8 protein-coding genes, 1 other RNA gene and 1 pseudogene are annotated in these 14,211 nt (G+C 39.5%); 9 read left to right on the top strand and 1 reads right to left on the bottom strand.

Annotated features, from left to right (window positions below; genetic code table 11):
• Nucleotides 1–43: 43 nt before the first annotated feature.
• Both ANSO36C_RS09350 and ANSO36C_RS09345 read left to right on the top strand, forming a co-directional pair.
• A complete protein-coding gene (locus ANSO36C_RS09350; protein ID WP_251959305.1) occupies nt 44–919 on the top strand; it encodes an FGGY-family carbohydrate kinase in 876 nt (291 codons plus the stop codon).
• A gap of 468 nt (nt 920–1,387) precedes the next feature.
• Nucleotides 1,388–2,674: a mechanosensitive ion channel family protein gene (locus tag ANSO36C_RS09345; protein WP_251959304.1), complete on the top strand. Its 1,287-nt coding sequence runs from the start codon at nt 1,388–1,390 to the stop codon at nt 2,672–2,674.
• 335 nt (nt 2,675–3,009) lie between these two features.
• On the opposite strand, the gene ANSO36C_RS09340 is transcribed toward ANSO36C_RS09345, so the two are convergent.
• On the bottom strand, nt 3,010–3,219 hold the full coding sequence (locus ANSO36C_RS09340; protein ID WP_251959303.1) for a hypothetical protein: 210 nt from the start codon (nt 3,217–3,219) through the stop codon (nt 3,010–3,012).
• A 390-nt stretch (nt 3,220–3,609) separates the two neighbouring features.
• Here ANSO36C_RS09340 and ANSO36C_RS09335 point away from each other — a divergent pair, with 390 nt between their 5' ends.
• The 7 genes and pseudogenes from ANSO36C_RS09335 to ANSO36C_RS09305 all read left to right on the top strand — a co-directional run bounded on the left by ANSO36C_RS09335 (nt 3,610) and on the right by ANSO36C_RS09305 (nt 14,069).
• Nucleotides 3,610–3,879 (top strand): DUF2171 domain-containing protein, encoded by a 270-nt coding sequence (locus ANSO36C_RS09335; RefSeq protein WP_251959302.1) that lies wholly within the window; start codon nt 3,610–3,612, stop codon nt 3,877–3,879.
• 126 nt (nt 3,880–4,005) lie between these two features.
• On the top strand, nt 4,006–4,791 hold the full coding sequence (locus tag ANSO36C_RS09330; protein ID WP_251959301.1) for a hypothetical protein: 786 nt from the start codon (nt 4,006–4,008) through the stop codon (nt 4,789–4,791).
• 222 nt (nt 4,792–5,013) lie between these two features.
• Complete coding sequence (locus ANSO36C_RS09325) at nt 5,014–5,616, top strand: hypothetical protein (protein ID WP_251959300.1); 603 nt, start codon at nt 5,014–5,016, stop codon at nt 5,614–5,616.
• Nucleotides 5,617–6,159: 543 nt separating this feature from the next.
• A pseudogene (locus ANSO36C_RS09320) lies at nt 6,160–6,652 on the top strand (pentapeptide repeat-containing protein).
• Nucleotides 6,649–7,800 carry a 5-(carboxyamino)imidazole ribonucleotide synthase gene (locus tag ANSO36C_RS09315; protein ID WP_251959299.1) on the top strand — a complete coding sequence of 384 codons (1,152 nt, stop codon included), beginning with the start codon at nt 6,649–6,651 and terminating at the stop codon, nt 7,798–7,800. The pseudogene ANSO36C_RS09320 and the gene ANSO36C_RS09315 overlap by 4 nt, the downstream one beginning before the upstream one ends.
• 60 nt (nt 7,801–7,860) lie before the next feature.
• A non-coding RNA gene (ssrS, locus tag ANSO36C_RS09310) (6S RNA) lies at nt 7,861–8,044 on the top strand.
• Nucleotides 8,045–8,180: 136 nt separating this feature from the next.
• On the top strand, nt 8,181–14,069 hold the full coding sequence (locus tag ANSO36C_RS09305) for an ATP-binding sensor histidine kinase (RefSeq protein WP_251959298.1): 5,889 nt from the start codon (nt 8,181–8,183) through the stop codon (nt 14,067–14,069).
• The last annotated feature ends 142 nt before the right edge of the window (nt 14,070–14,211 follow it).

Here is a 14,211-nt window from a genome sequence, read left to right as displayed (position 1 = left end):
ACAACTGGGCCATGGGATGCAATTTCAGCCCTAAATCTGCGTTGTGATTGGTTGCCAAAAATTATTCCCCTCTAGTGCGATCGCAGGCTACTTAACAGCTAGTGCTTCAGAGCATCTTGGCTTAAAAGTTGGCTTAAGAGCGATCGCTGGTGCTGCGGATACAGCCGCCGCCGCACTTGGTAACGGACTACTAGAGCCTGGTTTGGTTCAACTAACCATTGGCACAGGCGCTCAAATCATTACACCTCGCTCCCAACCAATTCTTGATCCTCATGGTCGCACACATCTATATAGAGCCGCCGTACCTAACCAGTGGTACACCCTTGCAGCAATGCAAAATGCCGGATTAGCGCTTGAGTGGGTGCGAGGTATCCTCGGCTTGAGTTGGGAGCAAGTCTATACTAAAGCGTTTTCTGTTCCTCCAGGATGTGAAGGGTTGACATTTTTGCCATACCTCACAGGTGAGCGAACTCTTCACCTTGACCCTTATGCACGCGGGGCATGGGTGGGGCTTGGACTTCATCATACACAGGCGCACCTGATGCGATCGGCTTTAGAGGGAGTTGCTTTTTCCTTGCGACAAGGTTTTGAAGCACTTGAGGCAACAGGTTTTAAAGCGACAGAACTGCGTTTAGCAGGCGGTGGAACCGTAGAAATGCCTTGGAAACAATTACTTACTGATGTATTGAGAATACCTCTCTATGCAACTACAGTTGCTGCTGCTTCCGCGCGTGGTGCTGCTCTACTGGCGGGTATCGGCATTGGTGTATACGCAGATGCTAATGATACAAGCGAACTGGCAGTCACACCAACGCTTGCTGCAACTCCCCAATCAATTGATTCAGCCCTAGAAGAGGCTTGGATGCGATATCAATCCCTTTATCCACGGCTTTCAAAGAAGCTGGAATATAAAAAGTAACAGTGTTAACATCCGAGGTACTCAGGATATTTTTTAGTACTGAAATATGCAACTTTAAATTAAAGTTTATCTCTTGATTTTGTTTCAGTTAACAAATAGGTGTACCTAAATTTAGTTAATATTAATTAGCTGGAGTAAATTTATCCTGTTAGAATATTGATGTTTTCTTCTCACCGTTGGCGACTGCTATCAAAATATTTCAATATACTCATTGTAATAGTAACTTTTGTTTTGCTTTTATGGTTAACTCCTGTAGTTGCTCAAGCATTAACAAAAGCTCCGGTAATTTTGGATGGGCAACAGATTTTTCAGATCAGCGATTCTGGCCAATATAGCGCTCAAGAACGGACAAATTTAATCAATTCATAGCTAAAAAATGCGATTCAAACTTCTGAGTCTATTCAAGTTAAAATTGAAAAACGCAATCAACTACCTACTATTTTGCTAAATGACCGCTATCTATTAACAGTGACAGAACAAGATACTGTTCCAGGTAGCACAGTTGATGAGCAGGCAAAAATTTGGGCACAACAAATTGAAGAAGCGTTACAGCAAGCTAACTTAGAGCGAACTAGAACATATCTTCAACAAACAACTTTTGTAGCAGTAGCAATTTTATTTATAACTGCCGGATTCAGTTGGCTATTGGGATGGATTAGGCATCACTTTTTTCGAATAATATCACAACGCTTAACTACTAATAGCAATTCCATACCTAATTCGGAACCACTTAAAGTATTAGAATTATTTTTTAAATTAGTGTTGGTGAGTATGCGTATCGGACTTTGGATAAGTGCGATTCTTTACATCACTAATCTCTTTCCTTTCACTCGTCAATGGAGCTACCAACTTTCAAATATCCTAATCACCAGTTTCACCTCACCTATTCTGACATTAGGCAAGAATCCTTACTCTTTAACTGAATTAATAATTTTGATTGGTTTGTTGTTCGGCTTAGTTATCTTTGCTGGAACCATAACCAATTTTTTACGTTCTCGCATTCTCTATTTAACTGGAATCAATCGTGGCGCTCAAGAAGCGATTGTAATACTTTTTAAATATGGTCTGATTTTTATTGGCACACTGGTACTGCTACAAATCTGGGGGCTTGACATTAGCTCTTTGACAATCTTAGCAAGTGCTTTAAGCGTTGGCATTGGCTTTGGTTTACAGGATATTGCTAAGAATTTTGGCAGTGGTTTAGTACTAGTATTTGAGCGTCCGATTCAGATTGGAGATTTTGTGGAAGTTGGAGAATATACAGGTACTGTAGAGCGAATAGGTGCCAGAAGTACCGAGATTCGTACTCTTGACCACGTTTCCATCATTGTACCCAACTCTCGCTTCTTGGAAAAAGAAGTAATCAACTGGAGCCACCGCAACCCGATTTCTCGCCTTCATCTCCCCGTTGGCGTTGCTTATAGTTCAGATCCCAAAGCAGTGCAAGATGCTTTGTTAGAGGCAGCCTCTAAGCATCCCAACGTCTTGCAGACTCCTTCTCCTTTGGTATTGTTTAAAGAATTTGGCAACAACACCTTAAATTTTGAGTTATTAGTTTGGACTGCGGAACCCAATAAACAATTTTTGCTCAAAAGTGATTTATACTACAATATTTACGAAAATTTACAGCAAAGACAAATTGAAATTCCTTTTGCTCAATTAGATTTACATGTGCGTTCTGGTAGGTTAGAATTTACGCCAGAAATGCAATTAGCTCTAATGCAGATGGTTGAACGATTATCAAACAATGAGTAACACATGGAGCCAATCAATCTAAATAAAACTTTCCTGCTTGTGCTGATAAATTAAAAGGGTTATGCTGCAACGCTTGACATCAAATAATAGTCAATAATTAACAAAATATATCTGATGTTGTTACATTAAGTTTAGGGTTCATTTGATAGTTATGCACCTGATTGCCTACTAAAAAAAATCCCCCGAACGGTCGGGGGCTAATAAGTCAGAAGATAATATCAAACCTAGTAGTTGCAATGCTAGCGCTCACATCGGGGTGCAGAAACCTTTCAAAAGTTTGAATCTCTTTTAAAAAAAATTGTGATAACTAACACAAACTAACGCCCCAATAACGCTTAATCCTTTTCATGCTCGTCTTGTGAGTCTTGTGGTCGTTCTGTAGCAGCAGGATTGACCACAGTTCCTTGAGCATCGAATGGGTAGCCCACAGCTTCAGGAAGAATATCCTGCGGGTCTACTGTTACGTCGGTAGCAGTATCAATCTGTCCATTATCATGGGTGTGTTTGATCGAACCGCTTTTATGGCTGGCATGACCACTTGGCATGAGTTTATCCTTAATTAGTGAGGGAATACACCCGATTCTAAATTTATTTAGTATCCTATTCCCCTATCTTGAGGTTTAAATTAAATCTATGATTTATCCCTAGCAATCACCTTTTGTAAATTTCCCAAAAAACGCTATTTATCATACGCATAAGGCATCGCAAAACTTTTTGGTCTACTGACAGACCTATCGTTGTGTACTTCACCTTCCTTGAAATCTGCTGTAAATTACTTATTTTGGTGCAATACCATCTGTCTGTAGATTGAAGCATATCGTCAAGAGTGCAAAGTATTCTCTAATGTAATTGCATAAAAACTTATCTGTTTACAAACAAAACGACTCTGTAAGATTTAGGTTTTACATTTTACCAATTCAATTAATAGGTACAAAATGGACGTATCACAGATTAAAGAACATCTTCCTGTTTATGCAGAAGGCCCAGGCGGGTTATCAGGGGCATCTGACACACATATTGGAAATATCGACTCCGTGGAGGAAGGCAAGTATATCAAATTGACGAAGAATAATGCTCCTGATGGGCAACACCACTGGTTTCCTATTGAGTGGGTAAGGGCAGTAGATGAACGAGCCGTTTATCTGAAAAAAACGGTGAATGAAGTGATAGAAGAATTGCTCAGTGAGCAGCCTAGTGGTATTTAAAATTGTTAATTGTTGAGTGGATAGCGCTACACCATCTTTTACCAAGGTGGCGCTTTCCCATTTAGCATACAGATCACACTCCCTGCAATCAATATCTTCTGTACCCTATCCCACCAACTAATCCAAATGGCTAATAAAGAGCTAGAAACGCTCAAAAAACTAGCTTTTAACCAATCTGAGCGCGGTTTAGAACAGCCATTGTCACTGCTAAACTCCAAGGCTAGCTTACCCAAAGAAAAGCTTAAGCCAACTATGAACTGGTGGTTTCTAAAAATAGCGTCTATTACAGGATTATTATATTTACTTTTTATCGTACTTTCTCCTACCCCAACTCCTCAAGAAAACCGTAGAATTGGGAATACAGAAGTTATTATATTTAGTTTGATTTTGCTGTTTAACTCAGGTTTGCTAGATAGCATAGATGATATCTCAATTTCAGGGACGGGAATTGCACTCAGGAGACTTAAGCAAGAAGTTCAGGATGATATCAATAAATTGCAAGATGAGCAAATCGCCGAACTAAATAGACAACAAAGGCGAATTGACTTGCTTCAGGATCAACAATCAGCAACATTACAATTTCTAGTTAGATATCTGATTGATGGCAATGAGCTTCGGCATATGATTCAGCTTGATTCCCAAGAAGAATTTAACTTTGAATTTGACAATGATTTAGCAAGGGAACTGAAGCATCTTCGAGCAATGGGATTTATTAATAATTTTCTGGATAAAGGGCTTGAAAAAGTTCAACAAGATGGAAAGGGAGATTTGAAAAACTATTTTCATATTACAGAAGAAGGTAAGTCGTATTTAGCTTTGAGAAGAACTTTAGGAATCAATGAAATTCCTGGACAAGGTAAAGATGGACGATGGCATCGAGATATTAGGGAGACTTCAGCAAGAATAAAGTAGTAAATTAAATATCTGACAGTTTTGATAAATTGTAATGAATCAATACCTTGGCTAAAAAAAGTAGTCGAGTTTTTGCCCAAATAGCTCAACATAAGACTATGCTTGATTATTAGGCAAAACATAAAACCCTACTAAATGAAGCTGAGGTGATATTTGTTCTTTGTGTTCATTTTAGCTTAATTTGTAAATACCCTGTTCACATTAAAAAGATTTTAGATAACTATGCCAATTAAAAAACGCATTGAGCTTAATCAAGGATGTTTCCTTAATCCCACAAATCAAAAGATAATTGTCAATTTAACCAGTGAAAAAATTTTAAGTTTAGTTACGCAAGAATTAAAAACTCGCTACTCGCCAGAAACTCAGAAAAAAGCCCTTGAAAAAAGTTCTCAGTTGTTGCCTATTTTTGTACTTCAAGAATTATTAAAGCGCCAAGATCAGGTAGTAAACGTTAACCCAGACACCTTAATAGTGGTTAACTGTCAAATACTAGATGCAGAGGTCGATGACTTGGGATTCGATTTAAATATCGAAGCATATTTTGTAATTGCAGATACAACAGGTCAAAATCATTTCCGGGCTAATAAGATAGTCCTTTGGTCGAATATATGGGGTGATGAAGAACAGATTTTTGATTTAGAAGATGAACTAGGTGAGCAATTCTGGACAAATTATCAAATCCAGTTACTTTTTGATGAAAAAGAGCAGCAAACAGTTGAACTAGAAGTATCACAAACAGATGATTATGCAGCAAGATTAGAATTTTATCCATCACTGAAAATATTTTCACCATCTATAGTTCCTTTTACGGTTGATGACTTTTAAAATCTGCCAGTATCGGTACTGAATTCAATATCATTATTTGCGAAACTTAATGATATTACTCTGTGCTGTAGCTACTTCTTCAAAATCTAGTTTGTAAACTTTTTTCGTATTGTTAATTACATCTTTATTTAAGTTACTTATTCTTTAAGTACAATTAAAATTAACTATTTGGATTGAGGTTTTTATAGTAGATATATTGTTAACTAAGGATATGTAGGTTTTAGCGATCGCTAGTTATATAGGTTATAAATAACCACTGCACATATACGCCTACAAATCGCTATATTAGGAGGAAATATAAATCAACTGATTTGAGAAGTAAAAAGTTTGCTCGTAACGTGAGTCGCTAACGCATAGCTAAGTTATGCTAAAGGCTCAGACTTTGGAAATTGTAAATTCATTACGTTACAAAATATTAAGCTAGGAAATATACATCCCCAAGTCCAGTGGCAAGGCTGCGAGTCCAATTAGGATAATCCAGTCTTGCTAATATTCAAATGCGGTAATTAAATGCAGCGATTAGATACCAAATTGACTCTCGATATGTTTTGGCGACAAGGGTTGGCGCTCCTTCTAGGAATTATTATCTGGTGCGTGGCAGATCCCGCACTGGCAGTAGACTGGACTCATCCACTGTCATTTAGCAATGCAGAGTTGTCAAGACGTGATTTTTCTGGTGAAAGTTTACAAGCAGCAGAGTTTTCTAATGCCAATATGGAACTGGCTAACTTTACAAACGCTGATTTGCGGGGAGCAGTCATGAGCGCTTCGGTGATGACAAAAGCAAATCTCCACGGAGCAGATTTAACTAATGCAATGGTTGATCAGGTAAACTTGACTAAGGCAGATTTTGAGCGATGCAGTTTTCAAAGAAGCTCTTTTGCTCCGCGCCATATTTAATGATGTGAATATAAACGGTGCAGATTTTACAGATGCAATTTTGGATCGAGCGCAAATCAAAGAACTGTGTACAAAAGCCAGTGGTGTGAATTCCAAAACAGGCGTGCAAACTCGTGATTCTCTAGGATGTCAATGAAACGTGTTGGTATAATTGGTGGCGGACAACTTGCCTGGATGATGGCGGATGCAGCACAGAAGCTAGGAGTAGAATTGGTAATACAAACTCCTAGCGAACACGATCCGGCCGTGTCAATCGCTCAGGAAACTGTTTTCGCTCCAGTTGATGATGCAAGTGCTACGGAAATATTAGCTGAAAAATGCGATATTATCACCTTTGAAAACGAATTTGTTAATCTGCAAGCTTTATCTGATTTAGCACAGCAAGGCGTTTGTTTTCGTCCCAGGTTAGAAGCTTTAGCTCCTCTTTTAGATAAATATCATCAGCGTTGCTATTTACGCGATTTGGGCTTACCAGTTCCCCAATTTTTCGCCCTTGACGATGTAGAAAATCTCAAATCAAAAGTAGAATATCTAGGTTTTCCAGTAGTTTTGAAATCCCGCCGCCACGGTTATGATGGTCAAGGTACTTTCATAATCCAGGATTTTGCTACTTTAGAGCAAAAGCTAAGTGATGAAACCACAACAACTTTAAATCAATCATTTTTCTTGTTAGAAGAATTTATCCCTTTTGAAAGAGAACTAGCAATAATTGCAGCGCGTTCTGTAGAGGGAGAAATTGTAACTTATCCAGTAGTGGAAACTCAACAAGAACAACAAGTGTGTCGGCGGGTGATGGCGCCAGCCGAGATTACACCTAATCAAGTAGCAGAAATCCAAGCGATCGCACATACTCTATTAAATAGCCTAGAAGTAGTAGGAATTTTTGGAATTGAGCTATTTCTGGGTACTAATGGCAAAATCCTGGTAAATGAAATTGCACCCCGTACCCACAATTCTGGGCATTTTTCTATTGATGCCTGTGAAACTTCTCAGTTTGAGCAGCACTTGAGAGCAGTTTGTGGTTTACCTTTAGGGAATCCGGCTTTGCAATGCGCTGGCGCTGTGATGGTGAACCTACTGGGGTATGAAAATTCTCACAGCGACTATCAAAGCCAGCGTCAACAAATAGCAGAAATTCCCCAAGCGCACGTTCACTGGTATGGGAAGACAGAATCACGTCCTGGGCGGAAGTTGGGACATGTTACCGTTTTGCTGGATAATCAGAATCGAGAGGAAGCGATCGCGATCGCCCAGACCATAGAATCTATCTGGTATCCCAGGTAAGTCGATCAGAAACTTTTGATGTTGAACACACAACATCTTTTGAAAAGCTATAATGAGTTAGTTGCACTACGACGTTGGTGACTGCCATCAAGTTTTTTGATCTATGCCTTTAATGACAAGGGAGTCAACTGTTCTCGTGGCAGTATACCGGGCATGTACCCGGAAACTTTAAACGAGGAATTTAGGTTCCCACCTGGATAAACCCAGGTCATAAACTTAGGTAAAACGGCGTCGCGGTGAACTTAAAATTATTAGCTCCCAAAATCAGTTAGAATTTGGGAGCTTTAATTATTTCAATCAGTTTAAAATAAGCGAACTGACAGTAAAGATTGTCATGTTTTTGGGAAACCTAGATACTGAGGTTTCAAGAATTACGCCCTATGGTCAGCATTCCCGGATATCACGTTAGCAAAGAACTTTACAATGGTTCTCGAACCTTGGTTTATCGCGCTAATCGAGAAAGTGACCAAAAATCTGTGGTGATTAAGCTGATGAAAACTGTTTATCCCAGTTTCAGCGAATTAATCCAGTTTCGGAACCAGTTCACCATCGCCAAAAATTTAAATCTACCTGGAATCATCCAAACCTCTAGTCTGGAACCCTATCAGAATGGCTATGTGTTAGTGATGGAAGATTTTGGGGGAATTTCTCTCAAAGATTATTTGACCTCTGTAGAGACACAATATATCGCGTCTTTACAAGAGTTTTTACAAGTAGCGATCGCACTGTGCAATACATTAGATATTCTAATTCGTAATCGAGTGATCCACAAAGATATTAAACCCGCCAATATTTTAATTAATCCAGAAACTAAAGAAGTTAAGTTAATAGACTTTAGTATTGCATCTTTGTTGCCACGAGAAACTCAAATCTTGATGAGTCCTAATGTGTTAGAAGGAACACTAGGCTATTTATCACCAGAGCAAACTGGACGAATGAATCGGGGGATTGATTACCGTACTGATTTTTACTCTTTAGGTGTAACTTTTTACGAGTTATTAACGGGGGAATTACCATTTCAATCATCCGATCCGATGGAATTGGTACATTGTCATATTGCCAAACTTCCGCCTTTAGTACATGAGATTAATCCCCAAATTGCGCCTGTACTCTCATCTATTATCTGCAAATTGATGGCGAAAAATGCCGAAAACCGCTATCAGAGCGCATTTGGGCTGAAATATGATTTAGAAAATTGTTTGGCTCAACTCAAAGAAACGGGGAAAATTGTAAGTTTTCCAATTGCTCAACGGGATGTGTGCGATCGCTTTATTATCCCAGAAAAACTCTATGGTCGTGAGCAAGAAGTTGAAACTCTGCTCAAAGCCTTTGACCGCGTTACCAACAATCAGACGGAATTAATGCTGGTAGCTGGTTTTTCTGGTATTGGTAAAACTGCTTTGGTCAACGAGGTTCACAAACCCATTCTCCGGCAGAGAGGCTACTTTATTAAAGGGAAATATGACCAGTTTAATCGTAATATTCCCTTCTCCGCTTTTGTCCAGGCATTTCGAGACTTAATGAGGCAATTGGTAAGTGAAAGTGATATCCAATTGTCAACTTGGAAAAATAAAATTTTACAAGTGCTGGGCGATCAGGGGCAAGTTATTCTTGAAGTAATTCCAGAACTAGAACAAATTATTGGTCAACAACCACCTGCAACGGAACTCTCACCAAGTGCAGCCCAAAATCGCTTTAATTTACTCTTCCAAAAATTCATTCAGATATTCACCACCAAAGAACATCCACTAGTAATTTTCCTTGATGATTTGCAGTGGGCTGATTCTGCGTCACTCAAATTGATGCAGCTGCTGATGAACGAGTCAGGAAGTGGCTCTTTACTTTTAATTGGAGCTTATCGAGATAATGAAGTCTCTACCGCACATCCGTTGATGTTGACTTTAACGGAAATTCGCAAAGCTAATGCTACGATTCACAGCATTACTTTAGCCCCACTTACTAAAGCTAGTTTAAATCAATTGGTGGCTGATACCTTGAGTTGTTCAGTTAAAGCTGCCCAACCTCTAACGCAACTCGTCTATCAAAAAACTCAGGGAAATCCATTTTTTATAACGCAATTTCTCAAAGTATTGTATGAAGATGGACTGATTACGTTTAATTTTGCTCAAGGGTATTGGCAATGTGATATTGCTGCTGTGAAATCTCTGGCTCTCACCGATGATGTGGTAGAGTTCGTAGCATTACAATTGCAGAAGTTGTCAGCAGCAACGCAAAATGTGTTGAAATTAGCCGCGTGTATTGGCAACTCTTTTGATTTGCTAACCTTAGCAATTGTTTCTGAACAATCTGAAACCGAAACGGCAGCATCTTTATGGAAAGCTTTGCAAGAAGGGTTAGTTTTACCTACTAGTGAAGTTTATAAATTCTTTCAAGAGAATGGGCATGATTCTGGCTCCAATCCTTTAAATTCCAATTTCCAACTCCCTATCTACAAATTTTTACATGACCGTGTGCAGCAAGCTGCCTATTCGCTAATTCCAGACGAAGAGAAACAATTTACACATCTTAAAATTGGTCAATTACTCTTACAAAACACATCTGAGTTTCAGCAAGAGGAGCGAATTTTTGAGATTGTCAGTCAGTTAAATCGAGGAATATTGCTAATCACCCAACCGACTGAGCGTCAACAATTAGCTCAGTTAGATCTGAATGCTGGTCGAAAAGCGAAAGAAGCTACAGCTTATGGTGCAGCAATTCATTACTTCTATTCTGGAATGCAGCTGCTGACAATTAATAGTTGGGAAATCGCCTACGAACTGACTCGAAGTTTATACGAAGAAGCTGCCGAAGCTGCCTTTCTCAATAATGAATTTGACCAGATGGAATCTCTAATCCAGGTCGTTATCGAAAAAACAACCACCTTACTAGATAGAGTGAAAGTTTATGAAGTGCAACTCCAAGCTTATCAGGTACGGAATCAATCATTCAAAGCGATCGCAATTGGGCGTGAACTTCTCGCTCAACTTGGGGTAACATTACCTGAATCAGTAACACCTCCAGACATTCAACAATCTGTAGTCAACACACTCTCCACCTTGGCTGGCAGAAGTATTGAGGGCTTAGTTGATTTGCCATTGATGGACGATACCAAAGCTTTGGTTGCGTTACGGATTATGGCTAGCATTACTCCCGCCATCCACCAAACAGCCCCTTATCTGTTCCCAATTATTGCCTGTGAAGAGGTGAATTTATCTCTTAAATACGGCAATGCACCACTTTCTGCACCAGGATATGCAGATTTTGGAATTGTACTTAATATTTGTAACCAACTCGAATCAGGCTACGAATTTGGCCAGCTAGGTTTAATGCTTGTGGATAGACTTCAAGCAAAATCTGTTCAAAGCATGACTCTATTTAAAGTGGGTGCATTGAATCAATTTAATAAACAACATATTCGCACCTCAATTAGGTTATTACAGGAATCCCATACTTTTGGATTAGAGACAGGCGATTTTTTTCATGTGCTGGCATCGATGATTTTTAAGTTATTCTATGTCTATTTAAGTGGCACAGAAGTTTTGGAAATTCTCTTAGCAGATATCAAAGCTTACGAGTCTAATTATGCCCATAATCAACGCTTATTAAATTGGTCTAATATCGTTTCTCAAACCATTAAAAATCTCACCGAATATAGTGACTATGACTATCCAGACTCCTTGATTGGTGAAGATTGTCAAGAAGAACTCTTATCTGCGCTTCTCCAAGAAAAGGACGAATTAACACTACATATATTTTTCTTAAGTAAGTTAACACTCAGTTATTTGTTTGAGAATTTTTCGGCGGCAGTTGAGAGTGGAAATCAGGGAGAGCAATACCTCAATGGTGGCGCAGGAATGTTATCTGTGCCTGTTTTCTACTATTACGATTCTCTGTCTCGTCTGGCTGTCTATGCAACTGCGGAACCATCTCAACAGGAGCAATTACTCTTAAAGGTTAGTGAAAATCAAGAAAAATTGCAGTTTCGAGCCAAATTTGCACCGATGAATTTCCAGCATAAATTTGATTTGGTGGAAGCAGAACGCCATCGGGTTTTGGGTGAAAAAATAGCAGCGATAGAATTATACGATCGCGCCATCACTTTAGCGAAAGAAAACGAATATATCCAAGAAGAAGCCTTGAGTAATGAGTTAGCTGCCAAGTTCTACCTCGAATGGGGCAAAGAAAAAATCGCCCAAGCTTATATGCAAGAAGCTTATTACTGCTATGCTCGTTGGGGCGCTAAAGCCAAAAGTGAAGACTTAGAAAAACGCTATCCTCAACTCCTGGCTCCCATCTTACAAGGGCAGCATCATCGCTTTCAAATAAGTTCAACTGTCGATTCATCATCATTTCCACATCAAACCATCCACACAAACCTTTCTAGCAGCAGTATTTCTGAAGCTCTCGATTTTGCCACCATCTTTAAAGCCGCACAAGTTCTTTCCAGTGAAATTCAATTAGAGCAATTACTCACTACCCTTTTGCAAGTGGTGATGGAAAATGCTGGAGCGAAAAAAGCTGCTTTACTTGTACTCGAACAGGGCAACTTAATGGTTAAAGCTGTAGCCACCATCAATGAAGGGGTGAATTTAGTATCTGTACCATTGTCAAGCAGCCAAAACATTCCGATCGCATTGGTAAACTATGTCAAACACACCTTAAAAACTGTAGTGCTGGATGATGCAACAGTAAAAAACGATTTTATTACTGACCAATATTTGATGCAGCAACAACCCAAAAGTGCGTTGTGTACGCCGATTTTGCGTCATGGCCAATTAATCGGGTTAATATATCTGGAAAATAAATTGACGATTGGCGCATTTACAAGCGATCGCACCGAAGTTATCCAACTGCTATGCGCTCAAGCCGCCATCTCTCTAGAAAATGCCCGTCTTTATCAAGAATCTCAAAATTATGCCCATCAATTAGAGCGATCGCTTGCTCAACTTCGTGCTAGCGAAGCTCGCTTCCAGAAGCTCGCTGATAATATTCCTGGGGCAATTTACCAACTACATTTAAATGCTGACGGTTCAGTTTCAATGCCCTACGTCAGTTCTGGCTGCTACAACCTTTATGAGGTGACAGCAGAGGAAATAATGACAGGAAAGCAGAGTTTTCGTTCTATGGAACATCCAGATGATTTTGCCAGTATTCAGCAGGCGATGAGCTACTCTGCTGAAAACATCACACCATTTCGACACGAATGGCGAATTATCACATCTTCAGGAACCATAAAATGGCTTCAAGGTGCTTCCCAACCAGAGCGGCAAGCTGATGGCTCGATTATATGGGATGGTGTAATCATAGATATTAGCGATCTCTACGAGGAGCTTCGCTTACGCAAACTTGCTGAAGCCGCACTACAAGAGTCTGAAGCTGATTTACGGCACAAATCTCAGGATTTAGAAGAAGCGCTGCAAAATTTCCAACAAGCCCAATTACAAATGGTGCAAAATGAGAAAATGGCAACCTTGGGTAACTTGGTTGCTGGAGTGGCACATGAAATTAATAATCCCATTGGGTTTCTCAAAGGCAGCCTCAACAATGCCGAAGAGTATATTCAAGACTTACTCGCCCATATCCAATGCTACCAACAACATCATTCCACTCCAGCGATCGCAGTCATTGAGCATGGCGAAGAAATTGACCTAGAATTCTTGGCTCAAGACTTACCAAAGCTCGTAAGCTCAATGAAGGTGGCTTCAGAACGGATTAAAGACATTAGCATTAGTCTTCGCACTTTCTCCAGAGCCGATACAACCGAAAAAGTTGCTTGTAATCTCCATGAAGGGATTGAGAGTACCCTGTTGATTTTGAAGTATCGCCTCAAAGCTAATGAAAAGCGTCCAGCAATTGAAGTTATCACCGAATATGGAAATTTACCACCAGTTAAGTGCTTTTTAGGACAGTTAAATCAAGTATTTATGAACATCCTTGCTAACGCTATTGATGCCTTAGATACTTCGTGTGAGGGGCTTTCTTTTGCCCAAGCCCAAGACAATCATCACAAAATACTGATTCACACCGAAGTATCCAGTGAGAAAAACATGGTAGCAATTCGCATCAAAGATAATGGTCAGGGGATGCCAGAGGAGATTAGAACGCGGATATTTGACCACCTGTTTACAACTAAAGAGGTTGGAAAGGGAACAGGATTAGGATTAGCGATCGCTCGTCAAATTGTCGAAGAAACCCACAATGGGCGGTTGAGGTGCAATTCTGTGCTTGGTGAAGGAACAGAATTTGTCATTGAGATTCCAGTATTTTAATTAATTTGCGATTTTCCTCTCAATGCATAACGCTTCTAATTTTTCGGTAATCTGGAGAACAGGAACAGCATAATTCTACTAAATCTGTATAACTTGATTCTAAATGAGGTAGCGTTCAGAGTTAAAATGACACAATTGCCTT

The organism is Nostoc cf. commune SO-36, assembly GCF_023734775.1.
GTDB classification, from domain to species: domain Bacteria; phylum Cyanobacteriota; class Cyanobacteriia; order Cyanobacteriales; family Nostocaceae; genus Nostoc; species Nostoc commune_A.
This window is presented reverse-complemented; position numbering and strand designations above follow the sequence as displayed.

Bases quoted from the DNA above. Each gene is read 5' to 3' on its own strand.
- ANSO36C_RS09340 (WP_251959303.1), bottom strand. From the start codon at position 3,219: ATGCCAAGTGGTCATGCCAGCCATAAAAGCGGTTCGATCAAACACACC.
- ANSO36C_RS09335 (WP_251959302.1), top strand. From the start codon at position 3,610: ATGGACGTATCACAGATTAAAGAACATCTTCCTGTTTATGCAGAAGGC.
- ANSO36C_RS09330 (WP_251959301.1), top strand. From the start codon at position 4,006: ATGGCTAATAAAGAGCTAGAAACGCTCAAAAAACTAGCTTTTAACCAA.
- ANSO36C_RS09325 (WP_251959300.1), top strand. From the start codon at position 5,014: ATGCCAATTAAAAAACGCATTGAGCTTAATCAAGGATGTTTCCTTAAT.
- ANSO36C_RS09315 (WP_251959299.1), top strand. From the start codon at position 6,649: ATGAAACGTGTTGGTATAATTGGTGGCGGACAACTTGCCTGGATGATG.
- ANSO36C_RS09305 (WP_251959298.1), top strand. From the start codon at position 8,181: ATGGTCAGCATTCCCGGATATCACGTTAGCAAAGAACTTTACAATGGT.